Genomic DNA, 16,521 nt, shown 5'->3' on the forward strand with positions numbered 1-16,521 from the left:
GAATGGCGGAATGTTTATGTTGATATTTGAAGGGTTATCCGAGTCTTATTCCGTACTGATGCATGCGGCGAAGGAAGCGATGTCACGTGCATATGCCCCATACTCAAATTTTCAAGTTGGGGCAGCATTGCTTGACGATGAGGGTCAAGTGCATTATGGTTGCAACATAGAGAACGCGGCTTACAGCCCATCAAACTGTGCGGAGCGTACAGCTTTATTTCGTGCAGTAGCCGACGGCAAACGACCGGGACAATTCCAAGCTATTGCTGTTATCGGAAATACGGATGCACCAATTACGCCATGCGGCGTTTGTCGGCAGGTATTAGTTGAGCTGTGTTCACCGGAAATGCCCGTCATCATGGGGAATTTAAACGGTCAATGGACGATCTCGACCGTATCAGGCATATTGCCGGATGCCTTCACGCCGGCTTCATTAGATAATAGGGAGCGTTAAACAAGAATATGAATCAAAAAACATCAAATGATCGCAGCAGCAACAAATTTCGATCCGGTTTCGTCGCAATAATCGGAAGACCGAACGTAGGAAAATCAACTTTAATGAACCATCTTATCGGACAAAAAATCGCGATCATGTCAGATAAACCGCAGACGACACGGAATAAGATCCATGGTGTTTACACGACTAACGATACACAAATCGTGTTTCTTGATACGCCAGGTATTCATAAACCGCAATCTAAGCTCGGCAACTACATGATGCAAACTGCGGAAAGTGCACTTAGAGAAGTAGAAGCGGCATTGTTCCTTATCGACGCATCTGAAGGACTCGGCGGCGGAGATCGGTTTATTATCGAGCAGCTTAAGAAGGTAAAGACACCAGTCTTTCTCGTGATGAACAAAATCGATAAGGTAGAGCCTGAACAGCTGCTGCCAATGATTACACAATATAATGCATTGCATGAATTCGCTGAGATCATTCCAATTTCAGCGCTCAAAGGAAATAATGTAGAAACGTTGCTTGAACAGTTGACTCGTTATTTGCCTGAGGGACCTCAGTATTATCCTGCGGATCAAATTACTGATCATCCTGAGCAATTTGTATGTTCGGAGCTTATTCGTGAGAAAATTTTGCATATGACACGCGAAGAAATTCCGCATTCCATCGCAGTGACGATTGAAGATATGCGCGTGAAGGAGAACGGTGTTGTCTATATCGGTGCCGTTATTTTTGTAGAGCGCGATTCTCAGAAGGGGATCATCATTGGCAAAAAAGGTGACATGCTGAAGGAAGTTGGCAAACAAGCTCGTAAAGATATTGAAGCACTGCTTGGCTCACGCATATTCCTTGAACTGTGGGTAAAAGTGAAAAAGGACTGGCGCAACCAAGAGCGTGTGTTAAAGGATCTTGGATATCGGAATGATTAATCATAATTGACGTATTTTGTTAAGGATAGACATGAGCGGTTTATCGCATCCTATTACCGTCTGAAGCAACATTTCAGGGGACGGAAAGGGATGAATACGTATGCGGAATTTTTCGTGGAAGTATTTTACGTTGACCGGGGATGTCGAATCTTTCATGTTATACAAGGAAATGAACCAATACGGAGCAGAGGGCGGCTCCGATGCGTTGGCAGGAGAACAAGATGAGCTTCCCGAGCTGGACTTGGAAGACACATCAGTCTAACGCATCAATGTCATTATTGAATCGCTTGATCATGTATAGAAGGTTTGAATGTTTTTAACCGCTAAACGTATGTTTGCCGCCATGGGACGGTGAACATACGTTTCTGCTTTCAGGGGAGAGTTTGAACTATGTTGCATCGTGTCGAGGGGATAGTTCTGCGAAGCATGGACTATGGGGAAGGCAATAAAATTGTTACACTGCTCACGAAGACAAACGGTAAAGCGGGAGTACTAATACGAGGCGCAAAAAAAGTGAAGAGCAAGCATTCTTCACTCGCACAGCCGTTTACATATGGAGAGTTCGTTTATTTCAGAAGCAGCGGACTTGGCACGCTTAATCATGGTGAGATTATTGAATCTCACCATGATTTGCGTGAGAAGCTAGATTTGGCGGCCTATTCATCATATGTATGTGAACTGACTGATCGCTCATTGCAGGACGATGAGGCGACTGGTTTTCATTTTGAACAGCTAAAAGCTTGCCTCTCCGCATTTCAAGAGGGCAAAGATCCGCAAATTGTGTCTCATCTCTACGAAATGCGGATATTGGATTTATCAGGCTATGCGCCAGAGTTGGATGAATGCGTGAGCTGCGGTAATGTAATTGGTCCATTTAAACTTTCTCCTTATACAGGAGGAATATTATGCTCGCGATGTACTGGAAAAGACCCGCATGCCGTTCAACTGGGCGAGGGTGCGTATAAGCTTCTTCGATTATTCCGCAAAATGGATATGAGAAGGCTTGGCTCCATTCAAGTTAAACCTGAGACGAAAGCTGAGTTAAAGCTTTCCATGCGTAAGTTAATGGACACTCATTTAGGTTTACAATTGAAATCGCGTAACTTCCTCGATCAGCTGGATAAGCTTATGTAGTGTTATTTCATGAAATGAACTGATGATGAGCTCATGGAGACGAAATTCGTGCTCACTAATCGTTATGAGCAGTTACTTTAGACACAAGTTTGACAATTTGCATAAAGAAGCATAAAATAATGCAATATGAATATTGGGCATTGATGGAGAGAGTAATCGTTTATGTTGACATTATTAGCGAGCTGGGGGTAGTGAAAGCCCGGATGGACAAAACGATGAAAAGGCACTCCGGAGTCGTATGAAAGCAAAGAGGGTTTGCTCGTAAGGAGTGAACCAAGTAGGGTGGAACCGCGGGATTATAACTCTCGTCCCTACGTCTGGGAGCAGGCGTAGAGACGGGAGTTTTTTGCGTATAAACGGCTTTGCCTGCTTCGCATTATCGGACAGAAAACAGAAGACGAAGGAGAGGGTCAGTAATGAATTTTCAAAAAATGATTTTGACGCTGCAACAATTCTGGGCGGAACAAAATTGTATTCTAGTACAGCCTTATGATGTGGAAAAAGGTGCAGGAACGATGAACCCTATGACATTTCTACGTTCGATTGGTCCTGAGCCTTGGAATGTTGCTTATGTGGAGCCTTCCCGTCGTCCTGCGGACGGTCGCTATGGTGAAAACCCGAACCGTCTATATCAGCATCATCAATTTCAAGTAATCCTAAAGCCATCGCCTGACAACATTCAGGAACTTTATTTGGAAAGCTTGAAGCAACTAGGCATTGATGCACTAGAACATGACATTCGTTTTGTAGAGGATAACTGGGAGTCACCGACACTAGGCGCTTGGGGTCTAGGCTGGGAAGTTTGGCTGGACGGCATGGAAATCACGCAATTCACATATTTCCAACAGGTGGGCGGCATTGATGCTAATCCTGTTGCTGTAGAAATCACATATGGTATGGAGCGCCTTGCTTCTTATATCCAGCAAAAAGAGAATGTATTTGACCTGGAATGGGTTGAGGGAGTAACTTACGGAGACGTCTTCAAACAGCCAGAATACGAACATTCGAAATATACTTTCGAAACTTCGGATACAGCGATGTTGTTCTCGCTGTTTAACATGTACGAGCAAGAAGCTCAAAAAACGATGGAGCATAATCTCGTGTTCCCTGCTTACGATTACGTATTGAAATGCTCGCATACGTTCAACTTGCTTGACGCGCGCGGTGCAATAAGTGTCACCGAAAGAACGGGCTATATTACGCGAGTAAGAAACTTAGCGCGTGCTTGCGCATCGACTTATTACGAGGAAAGAGAACGTCTTGGATTCCCTTTGCTGAAGAAAGGAGTGGAGCAGCATGACTAGAGATTTATTGCTTGAGATTGGACTTGAGGAAGTGCCTGCTCGGTTCGTACGCGGTGCTATGAACCAGCTTAAGGATAAAACGGTGAAATGGCTGTCAGATTCAAGAATCGAGCACGGAGAGGTAAATGCATATGCTACACCTCGCCGGATTGCTGTTCTTATCAAGGATGTGGCAGAGAAGCAGTCGGATATGAACGAGGAAGCCAAAGGGCCTTCGCGTAAAATTGCTCAGGATGATCAAGGGAACTGGAGTAAAGCTGCACTTGGGTTTGCTAGAAGTCAAGGCGTTGATCCCGAGCAGTTGTATTTCCAAGAGCTAGCTGGCGTAGAATACGTATATGCTAACAAAAGCAGTATTGGTACAGCTACGGCCTCTGTCTTGCCAGATGGCTTGCTGTCGCTGATTACGTCGATGTCTTTCCCGAAAAATATGCGTTGGGGAACTCACGAGCTTCGCTTTGTAAGACCAATCCGCTGGTTAGTAGCATTGTTCGGTCAAGACGTTATTCCATTTGAGATTACGGATGTAAAAACGGGGAACGTTACACGCGGGCATCGCTTCCTTGGCAAGGATGCTACCATTTTGGAACCTGCACAATATGTTGAGCGTTTGCGTGAGCAAAATGTGCTTGTAGATGTTAGCGAGCGAGAAGAGCTGATTGTTGCTCAGATCGATCGCTTAGCGAAAGAAAAAGGCTGGGAAATTGCAATCAAGGAAGATTTGCTGGAAGAGGTTGTATTTCTGGTTGAATATCCAAACGTATTGATTGGCGGTTTCGATCCAGCATTTCTTAACATACCGCAAGAGGTTCTTATTACATCGATGCGTGAGCATCAACGTTATTTCCCAGTGTTCAACACGGAAGGCGAGCTGCAGCCGTACTTCGTAACTGTACGCAATGGAGATCTTAAATCGATTGAGCTTGTCGCAAAAGGTAATGAGAAAGTGCTGCGCGCTAGACTTTCGGACGCAAAGTTTTTCTACGAAGAGGATCATAAGCTGACGATTGAGCATGCTCTCTCCAAGCTTGAAAATATCGTATACCACGAGGAGCTAGGCTCGGTCGCTGACAAAGTAAGACGTATTCGTGCGACAGCAGACCTTTTAAGCAAGCATTTGCTTATTGATGAGCAAATTTCGAGCGATATTAGCCGGTCTGCCGATATATGCAAATTCGATCTTGTATCCCAAATGGTATACGAATTTCCGGAGCTGCAAGGCATTATGGGGGAAGATTACGCTCTTAAAGCAGGAGAGCGCACATCAGTGGCGAAAGCCATTAATGAGCATTATCAGCCTCGCTTTGCTGGTGATTTAGCCCCATCCGAATTGACTGGAGCTATTGTAAGCTTAGCCGACAAAATCGATACGATTGTTGGATGTTTCTCAATCGGCATTATCCCAACTGGCTCGCAAGATCCTTATGCACTGCGCAGACAAGCTGCCGGTATCGTTCAAATCATCTTAGCCCACGGCTTAAAGCTGCAATTAAATGATTTGTATGATGCTTCTCTATCCATTCATGAGAGCCGCGGTCTGAAGCGTGACGCTTCTGATATTCGCAAAGATCTTTCCGATTTCTTTGCTCTTCGAGTTAAGAATGTGTTGTCTGAGCAAGGCGTTCGATATGATGTTGTAGATGCAGTTATGGCTTCGGGCTTTACTGATTTGAAATCAACGATTGAACGTGCTGGAGTCGTTCAAGCCTTGGCAGCTGGCGATGATCATACAGAATTTAAGCAGACGGTAGAACAATTTAACCGAGTCAGCAATTTGGGCTCTAAAGCGACAGCTGTAACGGTTGATCCTGCTTTGTTCGCAGAACAAGTGGAAACAGATCTTTACGAAAATTGGCTAAAACAGCGTCCAGCATTCCTTGCTGCGACTGATAGTGGAGATATTTCAAAAGCTGTACAATCTTTATCATCATTAAAGCCTTATATTCATAGTTATTTTGAGAACGTTATGGTTATGGCGCCAGATGAAGCTGTTCGTGCGAACCGATTGTCAACACTTGCCGGTATCGCAGAGGACATCGCGATCATCGCTGATTTCTCGAAGCTCGTTTGGTAATCGAGTCAGTTAGGAGGATGATGGTTCATGTCTCGTTCTAATCCCGAAGTAATCGTCTATGTCGTCTCCGATGCAGCTGGGGATACAGGGGAGCTTGTTGTACGTGCGGCAATCGCGCAATTTCATCCACTCCAAACAGATATCCGCAGAGCTCCCTTTATTACAGAGGAAGCTGGATTATTGCGAATTATCGAGCAGGCTAAGCAAGTAGATGCGATCGTGATCTACACACTCGTTATACCTAATCTTCGCGACAGCATGAGAAAGTTTGCTGAGGCTTACAGCGTTGCTGCGATCGATCTTTTGGGATCTTTCATTGAAACGCTGGAGATGCGGACGGGCCGTAAATCTCGTCAGGAGCCTGGTCTCAATCATGTACTGGACGCAAATTATTTCAAGAAGGTTGAAGCGGTTGAGTTTGCGGTAAAATACGATGACGCGAGAGATACATCGGGAGTTCTAAAAGCAGATATCGTGCTTGTTGGTGTATCACGAACGTCGAAAACTCCTTTATCCATGTACCTTGCGCATCAGAAGTTTAAGGTTGCTAATGTGCCGTTAGTGCCGGAGCTTAAACCTCCGGACGAATTGTTTAAGCTTCCAAAGAGGAAAGTAATTGGGCTAACTATAGGGGTTCCTTATTTGAATACGATTCGGAAAGAACGTCTTAAAGCATTGGGGTTGCCGAATAATGCATCCTATGCGACTCCTGATCGTATTGAAAAGGAGCTGTTATATGCAGATACTATTATGAAACAGCTAGGCTGTGTTGTTATTGACGTATCGCATCGTGCTGTTGAAGAAACAGCAAGCTTGATTATGGAATATGTTCGTACGTCTTAGAGCCATGTGGAAGGATTTTTTGGAGTAATGCCGTATATAATAGTATAGGATAAGAATTTGAAATCGAGCGGTGATTTTCTATTCGTCAAGTGAAACCTACCATTGTGGTCGACGCGGATGCATGTCCAGTCAAAATGGAAATTAGCGAAACGGCAAGACTCTTTTCTGTTGGTGTGCTTATGGTCGCTTCTCATGACCATCGGCTGGAGCCGCAGCCAGGTGTTGATATTGTTCAGGTGGATCGTAGTAATCAATCTGTCGATCTATATATTGTGAACCATATTGCTCGTGGAGATATCGTCGTTACACAAGATTTTGGACTGGCGTGCATAGCGATCGGCAAAGGCGCTATCGTATTGTCTCCTCGCGGAGAACAATATTCCGATGAGAACATTGATTATTTGATGGAACGCAGGCATGAGCTTGCGAAACGTCGACGTACCGGAGGCAAAACAAGAGGTCCGAAAGCGATGAATAATGACGATCGTACCCGCTTTCTACAAAAGCTGACAAAAGTTTTGCGAAATGAGCAGGAGAACCATGACGTATAGCGAATATTATTTACGTGTAACTAGGATGAAGGTGATGAACGATGACATACGGTAATAAAATACCGGAAGAGGTTATTGATGCGGTTCGCAAGCATCATGACATCGTTGAGACGGTCGGGAAATATGTTCATCTCACGAAGCACGGCAAATATATGAAGGGGTTATGTCCGTTCCATTCGGAGAAGACTCCCTCTTTTACAGTAACGCCGGAGCTCCAAATTTACCATTGCTACGGCTGCGGTAAGGGCGGCAACGTTATTCGTTTTTTCGAGGAAATGGAAGGTTACTCCTTTCCTGAAGCCGTTCGAGTGTTGGCGATGGATGCAGGAATGCCCATCACTTGGGCTTCGCCCGATGGGTCGAAATCTACGCCGCATGATGCAGACCGAGCCAAGATCATTGAAGCGCATGAGCTTACGATTAAGCTTTATCATCATGTGCTTAATAACACTAAACAAGGACAGACCGCAAAACAATATTTGCGGGATCGCGGACTCAGTGATAAGCTAATTGATCATTTTATGATTGGTTATGCTCCTGAAGAGTGGGACTTGCTGGCTCGTTTTTTGACGAATCGAGGATTTGATCTGGCATTGATGGAAAAAGGCGGATTGCTTTCAGCTAAATCTGACGGGAGCGGGTATGTGGATCGGTTTCGTAATCGCATTATGTTTCCCATATGGGATCGAGACGGCAAAGCTACCGCGTTTGCGGGTCGCATTATAGGCGAAGGACAGCCGAAATACTTGAATACCTCGGAAACGATGCTGTTTACGAAAAGCAGAACACTTTACAACCTGCATTATGCGCGGCCAGCTATTCGTAAGAGCAAGCAGGTCGTATTGTTTGAAGGCTACATGGACGTCATTAAATCATGGAACGCTGGCGTGAAGAACGGAATCGCGACAATGGGAACGGCACTTACAGATGAGCATTGCGCAATTCTAAAACGACAAGCCGAAGAAGTTATCGTTTGTTATGACGGTGATGATGCAGGACAAGCAGCCGCATTCAAATCAATTCCAATGCTTGAGAACGCAGGTCTTAGAGTATCGGTGGCGATGCTTCCGAAAGGTAAGGATCCAGATGATTATATAAGCGAATATGGTCCAGAAGACTTCTTGCGAGAGATTATGGATCAGCCGGTATCGGTAACAAAATTTAAGCTTATATATTCAAGGAAAAACCATATACTGCTAAAAGAAGAAGGCAGAAAGAATTATTTGCTTGAGGCAGTGCAAATTGTTGCAGAGCTTGATTCATCAACAGAACGCGAGGTCTACCTGAAAGAAATTTCCCGTGAGTTCGATATCTCCCTGGATGCTTTGAAACAGGACTGTCATCAAATCAGACAGGAGCTGCAAAAAAAGAAACCGCAAGGGGATAATAACGACAATTCGTGGAATAATGGTAGAAATGAAAAGCCCCGAAAGTCTGGACCGCCTACTCTTATGCCCGCTTTCACTCATGCAGAACGAAGGTTGCTGCATGTTATGATGAGGGATCGAGATGTAGCGCAAGCGGTTCATGAACGACTCGGTGATGCGTTTAATGTAGAGGATCACGCAGCTCTTGCTGCTTATTTATATGCTTATTTTGCTCAAGGCTACGATCCGGATGTCAGCCGCTTTATTGCAACGCTGCACGATGACCGATTAGAACGCACAGCAGCATCGATTTTGATGATGGACGGAGATTTTCCGTTCGATGATACGACGATGGACGCATATATCCATGACATTATTAAAGTTCCGCAGTATCGTGATATTGAACGCAAGAAGGAAGAAATGGTGCGTGCTGAGCGTACTGGAGATTTTTTGGCAGCAGCACAAATAGCTAGTGAGATTATAACCCTAGAGAGACAGCTCAAAGGACGACAGGAAGATCGTTTCTAGGGGGGAGGGAGTCGGAACATGGCGAATGATCAACATACTGAACTAGATACCGAACAAAAATTGGATCATGTGAAGGATCAACTGATTGAACAAGGCAAGAAGAGGTCATCTTTGACGTATAAAGAAATTATGGATAAGTTGGCTCCGTTTGATCAAGACCCTGAGCAAATTGATGAATTTTTCGAACAGCTCGATGATTTTGGGATTGAGGTACTGAACGAAAACGACGAAGAAAATCCACTCGCTGCCCAAGGGGAAGAGCAAGAGCGCGAACAGGACGACTTCAACTTTGACGATGATCTTGCTTTGCCGCCGGGTATTAAGATTAATGACCCGGTACGAATGTATTTAAAAGAAATCGGCAGGGTCCCGCTTCTTTCTGCGGATGATGAGGTTGAGCTTGCACAGCGCATCGAGAATGGTGATGAGGAAGCAAAACGTAGACTTGCGGAAGCGAACCTGCGCCTTGTTGTTAGTATTGCAAAACGCTATGTAGGCCGAGGCATGTTGTTCCTTGACTTGATTCAAGAGGGTAATATGGGTCTGATCAAAGCGGTGGAGAAGTTTGACCATCAAAAAGGCTTTAAATTCAGTACGTACGCAACCTGGTGGATTCGTCAGGCGATTACTCGTGCCATTGCTGACCAAGCTAGAACCATTCGTATCCCGGTTCATATGGTGGAAACGATTAATAAGCTGATTCGGGTATCACGCCAATTGCTCCAAGAACTTGGACGCGAACCGACACCGGAGGAAATTGCTGCAGAGATGGAGCTTAGCACAGAAAAGGTTCGCGAGATTATGAAAATTGCTCAAGAACCGGTATCATTGGAAACTCCTATCGGGGAAGAGGATGATTCCCATCTGGGCGACTTCATTGAAGATCAAGAAGCGCTTGCTCCAGCTGATGCTGCCGCATACGAACTGCTTAAGGAACAACTTGAGGATGTACTCGATACATTGACCGAAAGAGAAGAAAATGTTCTTCGTCTTCGCTTCGGTCTTGATGATGGACGTACGAGAACGCTCGAGGAGGTTGGCAAAGTGTTTGGGGTTACGCGTGAGCGTATTCGTCAAATCGAGGCCAAGGCTCTTCGCAAACTTCGTCATCCTAGCCGCAGCAAGCGGTTGAAGGATTTCCTCGAATAAAAACTTTATGATAGATATATTGACCTTTCTGCTCTTGCAGCGAGGTCTTTTTTCTAAAGTGCAAGCCTCATACATAATGACTTGAGTACATGCAACTCGAAACCGGAAGGATAACGGAATTCTATGAATCAGGATCGTCGGCAAATTATTGTCAAAGAAATTGATCACTGGCGCCGAAGCAAGCTTCTGCCAGATCAATATTGTGACTTTCTGCTGAATTTATATGCTGATCAAGATACGATCCAAATAACCAAAGAACAGCATCATACAGTAGGAAAAGCAATAGCCGCTGTTCAACGAGCAACAGGTATGCAGTGGCTCCTTACATTTGGAACTTTTACCTTAATTTCCTTTGTTGTGCTTTATTTTAACGAATTTCATCCGTTATTGCAAATGGCTGTTGTAGTCGGTGCAGCAGCTATTTTTCTATGTACTGGGCAGCGGCTTCGGCGTCGTAATGAGTCAGCTGGTTTAGCCGTTACAAGTACGGGAATGCTCCTCTTATTGGGTGGTGGATTGTACATGTTGAATGTGCATGGTATCGATCAATGGGGCTGGAAAACAGGCTTACTTGGCTTTTGTTCGCTCTTCTGGGTGATATACGGAATAAAAGCTCGTATACCTGCTCTGCATTTAAGCGGGTGGCTTGCAGCTATTCTTGTTTATGCGTGGTTGTTGTCACAATTTATGGTGGATTCAAAATGGTATGAGGTTCAATTATACTGGCTGCCGATCGCATGTTTGTTTGGCTGGAGCAGTTGGTTTGTGCACCGCTGGTCTAAGCCTGTGTCTGCGGTGCTTTTTGCAACGTGCGCACTCGTCTGGTTTATGCCTGAGCTGTATTCAATCATGTTTGTCAATGATGCGATCTTGTTGCAGATGCAGCTAATTGTTAAAATAGCAGTTGGCGGCGGAATATTATTTTCAATGCGAAAACAATGGATGGTGTGGATTGTATAATGTTAAAGCTATCAAAACGTCTGCAGATGATTGCGGATTATGTTACTATGGGGTCGCGTGTTGCTGATATCGGTTCAGATCATGCCATGCTTCCGGTTTATTTGCTCCAATTGGATAAATGCCCTTCTGCGATTGCAGGCGAGCTGAATCGTGGTCCTTACGAAGCGGCTAAGAAGCAAGGGGCAGCAGCAGGACTTTCTTCACGTTTGACGATACGCCAGGGTGATGGTCTGAGCGTGCTTTCGCCTGGTGAGGCTGATACAGTCACAATTGCCGGTATGGGCGGCAGCTTGATGAGTGACATCTTAGAGGCTGGATATGCGGCTGGCAAGCTAGAAGGGGTCGTAGAGCTCGTGCTGCAGCCTAATGTAGGTGAAGAGGTCGTAAGAGAATGGCTTTTGAAACATAATTGGTATTTATCTGCAGAGAGCATCCTTGAAGAAGATGGTAAAATTTATGAGGTTTTGCATGCTATTCGTACGGAAGATGCAAAAACTCGTAATAATGAACTGTATGATGGCCGTTTCTTGAAGCCTGATCTAGAGACGGACCAATTATTTGGCATATTGAAGCAAATGGGTCCTCACTTGCTGCGAGAGCCTCAGCCAGTTCTCATCAAAAAATGGCGTCATGAGCTGAACAAGCTAGAGCGTATTTGTGACCAGCTTGCGGGTTCAGAGCTTGCGGAATCAGCGGTGAAGCGAGAACAATTTCTTGCGGAGATGAACATAATTGAGGAGGTTTTGCAATGCTTGCCCATGGACAAACCGTTATCCAGTTAATGGAGCAGCTTGCTCCTAAACATTATGCGGTTGAGAATGATAAAATTGGTCTGCAGCTTGGTACTTTAAATAAGCCGATCAAGAAGATCCTCGTAGCGCTGGATGTAACGGATGCTGTTGTTGATGAAGCGATTGATCAAGGGGCTGAGCTGATTATTGCTCATCACGCGATCATTTATCGTCCTTTAGCAAAGCTGGATACGTCAACAGCTGCAGGTCGCTTGTATGAGAAGCTAATTAAAAACGACATTGCCGTTTATATTTCGCACACTAATCTTGATGTAGCTGACGGCGGTATTAATGATTGGCTTGCAGATCTGATTGGAATCGTGCCGGATGCGCGTCAGTGCTTGGAGGAAGTTCATACGGACAAGCTGTACAAGCTTGTTGTATTCGTTCCTGAGAGTCATCATGAACAAGTGCAAGAGGCGATTTGGCGCGCAGGAGCGGGCGAGATTGGAAACTACAGCAACTGCAGCTTCAACATAAAGGGAACTGGTACATTCATTCCTGGACCTAACACAAATCCTTTCATCGGTGCTCAAGGAAAGCTCGAGCGTGTTGAGGAAGTTCGAATTGAAACGATTGTCCCTCACAGCGTGCATCGCAAAACGGTTCAGGCGATGCTTAAAGCACATCCTTATGAAGAAGTAGCTTATGACCTTTATTCGGTTGATTTGAAGGGCCGCTCATTCGGTTTGGGACGAGTCGGCAAGTTGGCTGAGCCAATAACTCTTGGCGAGCTTGCAGAGCAGGCGAAGCAAATATTCGATGTTCCTGCTGTTCGAGTCGTAGGACCGCTTGACCTTGTAATACGCAAAGCTGCTGTACTCGGGGGGGCTGGTGCCAAATATGTTCGCCATGCTGTCTTTGCGGGTGCTGATGTACTTGTTACCGGAGATATAGATTATCACACGGCTCATGATGCGCTTGCAGCGGGAATGACGATTATTGACCCAGGTCATAACATAGAAAAGGTCATGAAGCAGCAAGTAGCCGATTGGCTTAATAAACAGCTTACAAGCAGTAAATATGAAACAACAGCGATAGCTTCTTCCTTGAATACAGAGCCGTTTACTTTCGTATAAAATAATTAAATATGAATTGGTATTTCTTTCAGGGTTGAGCTTTATCGAAATACCTTGTATACTTAACGATGCCACGGAAAGTTTGACAGACAATCGCTGGCGGCCTTGTTGCCGCGAGAGGAAAGTCCGGGCTCCGCAGGGCAGGATGCTGGATAACGTCCAGTCAGCGCGAGCTGAAGGATAGTGCCACAGAAATGGACCGCCGATGGCCGGCTTTTAGCCGGAACAGGTAAGGGTGGAACCGTGGTGTAAGAGACCACGAGGAGCATAGGTGACTATGTTCCTGGTAAACCCCATCTGGAGCAAGACCGAGAGGACGCCGCAGCCCCTAAGCTGCAGCCTTAGCCTGAGGCGCGTCCGGGTTGGTTGCTGGAGCCGTATAGCAATGTGCGGCCTAGATAGATGATTGTCGCTTCATCGTGGGAGGGTCGTTCCCGTTTGAACCACCAGAAGTACAGAACCCGGCTTACGACAAACTTTCCGCACGATTTATACAACAAAAACAAAGAGCACCCATCGCTTGCGATGGGTGCTTTATTGTTGTTTGCTGAATGTTATTTTCCGTATTTAATAGCAATTCGATCCAGTCTTCTTTTCACTTGATCGGGAAAGGTTTGCAATGCGCCTCCGAATTTCGATGCGGCCTGCAGTGCTTTGTCAACATCGATTTCACCGTAGCCAAAATAGTCGTCTTTTCCTTTTGTTCCCAAGTCAATGGCTGATTTTCTCATTATCTCCATAACCTCAACATTAGTGAGCTTCGGATTGACGGAACGAATCAAACCAGCTAAAGCTGCAACATGCGGACTTGCCATTGATGTACCTGACAATGCTGCATATTGACTGCCAGGATAGGTGCTTGCGATGCTGTCTCCAGGAGCTGCAACGTCAATATAATCACCGTAATTAGAGAAAGAAGCTTTTTCCTTGCTGCTGTTAGTGGCAGCTACAGCAAATACTTCCGGATAAGCAGCCGGGTAACCCGGGCGATCCGTATTGTCATTGCCGCTGGCTGCGATCATAACGACATCATGCTCATATGCGTACTTAATGGCATCATGTAGAAAATCTGCCTGAGCATAGTTGCCTAAGCTCATATTAATTACTTTGGCACCATGATCAACTGCCCAAATAATGCCTTGTGCAACGGAATAGGTTGAACCCGCGCCGCTGCTGTCCAAAACTTTGACAGGCATAATATTATTGTACCAAGAGACCCCTGCAACTCCTTCATTATTGTTTACCTTAGCGCCAATAATTCCAGCCACATGCGTGCCGTGGCCAACATCATCATCCGGTGCAGCATTCTCATCTACGATATTGGTGCCTTTGATAAGTTTACCCTCTAGATCAGGGTGATTGCTTTGAACACCTGTATCAAGCACGGCAATAATGACTTTGTCACTGCCTTTATTTATACCCCAGCCCTTTTCCGTTTCAATTGAAGGCAAATTCCATTGATATTCAGAATACAGTGCATCATTTGGAACGATTGCTGCTGAAGTCTCGTTCGTCAAATATAAGTAATGAGGCTCCGTATATTCTGTATTCCAAGTTTTCTTGAAATATTGAACGAGCTGCTCAGTTTCCATATTTCTGGAGCGGAAGATAAAAGTATCACCGACATGTTTAACTGACTCAGCATTAATATCACGTTTTACTCGTTCAAGCTCGTTAGTCGAAAGCGGCTTAACGAAATGAACAACGACATCACGAACATGATAGTGGCTGGCATTCCCATTGTCCTCACCGGTGCGAACTGTTGTATCCTTTGTAGAATTCGGCTTCACTGATTCAATTTTGTAATTACCTTCTGCAGGGTATGGAACAAGTCTAAGGTTGCGCATTTGATGCTGTTCCACTGATTTCAAAATGTCTTGCTTGATGACGCCAACAACACCAATACCGCTGTGCTTGGAGTCTGGCACTCCCAGCACCATATAGCGGCTTCCATTTTTAGCAGTAAATGAAGGAGATTCAAACCTCGCTCCTTTACTTACTTGTGATTTGGCATCAGCTACATAAGTTTGAACTTGGTTATTTTCAGTTGGCGGCAAGGTTCCGCGGTTCACGCTTCTTTTACCTGAGATCCAGCTAATGTAGGACATGTGCATATGTTCATGCATCATTTGCTTAATGTGTTGATCCGCTTCATGCTTGGAGCCCATACTTGAGTTCATCAACTTCTGAAAATCTTTGGAGCATTCGGTTGAGCATAACATAGCAGTTCCTTTCATGTCCGACTGCAGCGCGGAAATTTTGAGGGTTTGCTCACGCTTAGTGGAGAAGCTTGACGTTTTTGGCGTCTTTTCGACCTCCTTTGGAGAAAACATTGGTGTCATTGGTATTAACAGCGCGGCTAAAGCTAAAATTGTAAGGCCGCCAATCCATTTTCTTTGCATGCTGGAAACCTCCATTGATCGTTCTAAATTCGAGCTAAGTCTACTGAGTAGGTTCGGATTCCAAGGCGGAAAATATGCGAGCGAATCGTTTAATCGCCAGTACCACTTAATTGTAATTTGTGGTACGATAGTTATGATTGTAGATTTATGTGTGTCTGGATTATGAAAGGGGAACTACCTATATGGCAACTGCTAACGTCAAAGCACTAACGGAATCAACTCGCACAAAGCTAAAGGATGCGTTAAGTCAACTTGAACCGTTTCTTAATAACAATTCCTTGATCCAATTAACCAGCGAAGATGATGGAGAAGAAGCACATAATTTTTACAAAGGCCTACTATCTGATTTGAGACATTTATTGGTGTTTTCTGAAGTCTCGGTTGAAAAGCTGGGTGTATTGCTCAGACGCCCCAATTTCGATACAGATTATGCAGAACGCGTGCTGTATGAAGTTTATCATCAATGCGTAAGCGCGTTTTTCTACCCGAAAAACGAATGTTATTCCGAAGATGGCCGTTACGCATATACAGGTCAGGATGCGATTCGTTTCCGTTTTAAACCGAATCGTGATTCGCGCGGTATCGTACTTAACGTTTCTAAAGTATTCGAGGAGCTGCGTGATGAGTTGGCGTATTACGAAAATGACTACATGACTCAGCGTCGTATGCAAGGACAAAAATAAGGCAGAATGAATCACCTTCGGTCAGGGAAACTTGATAGTGGAGGTGATTTTTTTATGCCAAAAGGCGTGTCTTGTAGTGTCGCTAACTGCAGCTTCTGGAAAGAAGGCAACAATTGTGGAGCTAGTGCAATCAACATCGAAATCGATCAACATGCAGGCGCCAATTTAAATGAAGAGTTTGCCGGAGATGACCTTGGACTATTTCATCAGGATCAAGCTGAGCAATCAGGAGCAACATGCTGTCTTACCTTTAAACCGAAGGAGTGATGA

At 45.0% G+C, this 16,521-nt stretch carries 16 protein-coding genes and 1 other RNA gene; 16 read left to right on the top strand and 1 reads right to left on the bottom strand.

What is annotated here, in order from left to right:
* The first annotated feature begins 16 nt into the window (after positions 1-16).
* The 14 genes from cdd (at position 17) to rnpB (ending at position 13,650) form a co-directional block, all read left to right on the top strand.
* Entirely contained in the window at positions 17-454 is a 438-nt protein-coding gene (cdd, locus tag AC0YN6_RS12370) for a cytidine deaminase (protein ID WP_475747145.1), read from the top strand.
* Positions 455-462: 8 nt separating this feature from the next.
* Positions 463-1,386, top strand: a complete 924-nt coding sequence (era, locus tag AC0YN6_RS12375; RefSeq protein ID WP_475747146.1) for a GTPase Era — start codon at positions 463-465, stop codon at positions 1,384-1,386.
* 100 nt (positions 1,387-1,486) lie between these two features.
* Positions 1,487-1,648, top strand: a complete 162-nt coding sequence (locus AC0YN6_RS12380; protein WP_475747147.1) for a YqzL family protein — start codon at positions 1,487-1,489, stop codon at positions 1,646-1,648.
* Between the two features lie 128 nt (positions 1,649-1,776).
* Positions 1,777-2,520 carry a DNA repair protein RecO gene (recO, locus tag AC0YN6_RS12385; RefSeq protein ID WP_475747148.1) on the top strand — a complete coding sequence of 248 codons (744 nt, stop codon included), beginning with the start codon at positions 1,777-1,779 and terminating at the stop codon, positions 2,518-2,520.
* 416 nt (positions 2,521-2,936) lie between these two features.
* Positions 2,937-3,824, top strand: coding sequence for a glycine--tRNA ligase subunit alpha (gene glyQ, locus AC0YN6_RS12390; protein WP_475747149.1), 888 nt, complete (start codon positions 2,937-2,939; stop codon positions 3,822-3,824).
* Entirely contained in the window at positions 3,817-5,898 is a 2,082-nt protein-coding gene (gene glyS / locus AC0YN6_RS12395; protein WP_475747150.1) for a glycine--tRNA ligase subunit beta, read from the top strand. Before glyQ ends, glyS begins: the two co-directional genes overlap by 8 nt.
* A 27-nt stretch (positions 5,899-5,925) precedes the next feature.
* Positions 5,926-6,741: a pyruvate, water dikinase regulatory protein gene (locus AC0YN6_RS12400; protein ID WP_475747151.1), complete on the top strand. Its 816-nt coding sequence runs from the start codon at positions 5,926-5,928 to the stop codon at positions 6,739-6,741.
* A gap of 80 nt (positions 6,742-6,821) precedes the next feature.
* A complete protein-coding gene (locus AC0YN6_RS12405) occupies positions 6,822-7,292 on the top strand; it encodes a YaiI/YqxD family protein (protein ID WP_475747478.1) in 471 nt (156 codons plus the stop codon).
* A 41-nt stretch (positions 7,293-7,333) separates the two neighbouring features.
* Positions 7,334-9,187 carry a DNA primase gene (gene dnaG, locus AC0YN6_RS12410; RefSeq protein ID WP_475747152.1) on the top strand — a complete coding sequence of 618 codons (1,854 nt, stop codon included), beginning with the start codon at positions 7,334-7,336 and terminating at the stop codon, positions 9,185-9,187.
* A gap of 18 nt (positions 9,188-9,205) precedes the next feature.
* Positions 9,206-10,336: an RNA polymerase sigma factor RpoD gene (rpoD, locus tag AC0YN6_RS12415; RefSeq protein WP_053376806.1), complete on the top strand. Its 1,131-nt coding sequence runs from the start codon at positions 9,206-9,208 to the stop codon at positions 10,334-10,336.
* 123 nt (positions 10,337-10,459) lie between these two features.
* Entirely contained in the window at positions 10,460-11,296 is an 837-nt protein-coding gene (locus AC0YN6_RS12420; protein ID WP_475747153.1) for a hypothetical protein, read from the top strand.
* Positions 11,296-12,078 (top strand): tRNA (adenine(22)-N(1))-methyltransferase, encoded by a 783-nt coding sequence (locus AC0YN6_RS12425; RefSeq protein ID WP_475747154.1) that lies wholly within the window; start codon positions 11,296-11,298, stop codon positions 12,076-12,078. The genes AC0YN6_RS12420 and AC0YN6_RS12425 overlap by 1 nt, the downstream gene beginning before the upstream one ends.
* Entirely contained in the window at positions 12,045-13,166 is a 1,122-nt protein-coding gene (locus AC0YN6_RS12430) for a Nif3-like dinuclear metal center hexameric protein (RefSeq protein ID WP_475747155.1), read from the top strand. Before AC0YN6_RS12425 ends, AC0YN6_RS12430 begins: the two co-directional genes overlap by 34 nt.
* A 77-nt stretch (positions 13,167-13,243) precedes the next feature.
* An RNA gene (gene rnpB, locus AC0YN6_RS12435) (RNase P RNA component class A) lies at positions 13,244-13,650 on the top strand.
* A gap of 70 nt (positions 13,651-13,720) precedes the next feature.
* On the opposite strand, the gene AC0YN6_RS12440 is transcribed toward rnpB, so the two are convergent.
* A complete protein-coding gene (locus tag AC0YN6_RS12440; protein WP_475747156.1) occupies positions 13,721-15,568 on the bottom strand; it encodes a S8 family peptidase in 1,848 nt (615 codons plus the stop codon).
* A 182-nt stretch (positions 15,569-15,750) separates the two neighbouring features.
* On the opposite strand from AC0YN6_RS12440, the gene AC0YN6_RS12445 reads away from it, so the two are divergent.
* Both AC0YN6_RS12445 and AC0YN6_RS12450 read left to right on the top strand, forming a co-directional pair.
* Positions 15,751-16,251 (top strand): YpuI family protein, encoded by a 501-nt coding sequence (locus tag AC0YN6_RS12445; protein WP_475747157.1) that lies wholly within the window; start codon positions 15,751-15,753, stop codon positions 16,249-16,251.
* Between the two features lie 54 nt (positions 16,252-16,305).
* Positions 16,306-16,518: a DUF1540 domain-containing protein gene (locus AC0YN6_RS12450; RefSeq protein ID WP_475747158.1), complete on the top strand. Its 213-nt coding sequence runs from the start codon at positions 16,306-16,308 to the stop codon at positions 16,516-16,518.
* Positions 16,519-16,521: the final 3 nt, after the last annotated feature.

The sequence above is a fragment of the Paenibacillus sp. J22P15 genome, assembly GCF_056269345.1.

Bases quoted from the DNA above. Each gene is read 5' to 3' on its own strand.
- AC0YN6_RS12425 (WP_475747154.1), top strand. From the start codon at position 11,296: ATGTTAAAGCTATCAAAACGTCTGCAGATGATTGCGGATTATGTTACT.
- AC0YN6_RS12400 (WP_475747151.1), top strand. From the start codon at position 5,926: ATGTCTCGTTCTAATCCCGAAGTAATCGTCTATGTCGTCTCCGATGCA.
- rpoD (WP_053376806.1), top strand. From the start codon at position 9,206: ATGGCGAATGATCAACATACTGAACTAGATACCGAACAAAAATTGGAT.
- glyS (WP_475747150.1), top strand. From the start codon at position 3,817: ATGACTAGAGATTTATTGCTTGAGATTGGACTTGAGGAAGTGCCTGCT.
- AC0YN6_RS12420 (WP_475747153.1), top strand. From the start codon at position 10,460: ATGAATCAGGATCGTCGGCAAATTATTGTCAAAGAAATTGATCACTGG.
- cdd (WP_475747145.1), top strand. From the start codon at position 17: ATGTTGATATTTGAAGGGTTATCCGAGTCTTATTCCGTACTGATGCAT.
- glyQ (WP_475747149.1), top strand. From the start codon at position 2,937: ATGAATTTTCAAAAAATGATTTTGACGCTGCAACAATTCTGGGCGGAA.
- era (WP_475747146.1), top strand. From the start codon at position 463: ATGAATCAAAAAACATCAAATGATCGCAGCAGCAACAAATTTCGATCC.
- AC0YN6_RS12450 (WP_475747158.1), top strand. From the start codon at position 16,306: ATGCCAAAAGGCGTGTCTTGTAGTGTCGCTAACTGCAGCTTCTGGAAA.
- dnaG (WP_475747152.1), top strand. From the start codon at position 7,334: ATGACATACGGTAATAAAATACCGGAAGAGGTTATTGATGCGGTTCGC.
- AC0YN6_RS12445 (WP_475747157.1), top strand. From the start codon at position 15,751: ATGGCAACTGCTAACGTCAAAGCACTAACGGAATCAACTCGCACAAAG.
- recO (WP_475747148.1), top strand. From the start codon at position 1,777: ATGTTGCATCGTGTCGAGGGGATAGTTCTGCGAAGCATGGACTATGGG.
- AC0YN6_RS12380 (WP_475747147.1), top strand. From the start codon at position 1,487: ATGCGGAATTTTTCGTGGAAGTATTTTACGTTGACCGGGGATGTCGAA.
- AC0YN6_RS12440 (WP_475747156.1), bottom strand. From the start codon at position 15,568: ATGCAAAGAAAATGGATTGGCGGCCTTACAATTTTAGCTTTAGCCGCG.
- AC0YN6_RS12430 (WP_475747155.1), top strand. From the start codon at position 12,045: ATGCTTGCCCATGGACAAACCGTTATCCAGTTAATGGAGCAGCTTGCT.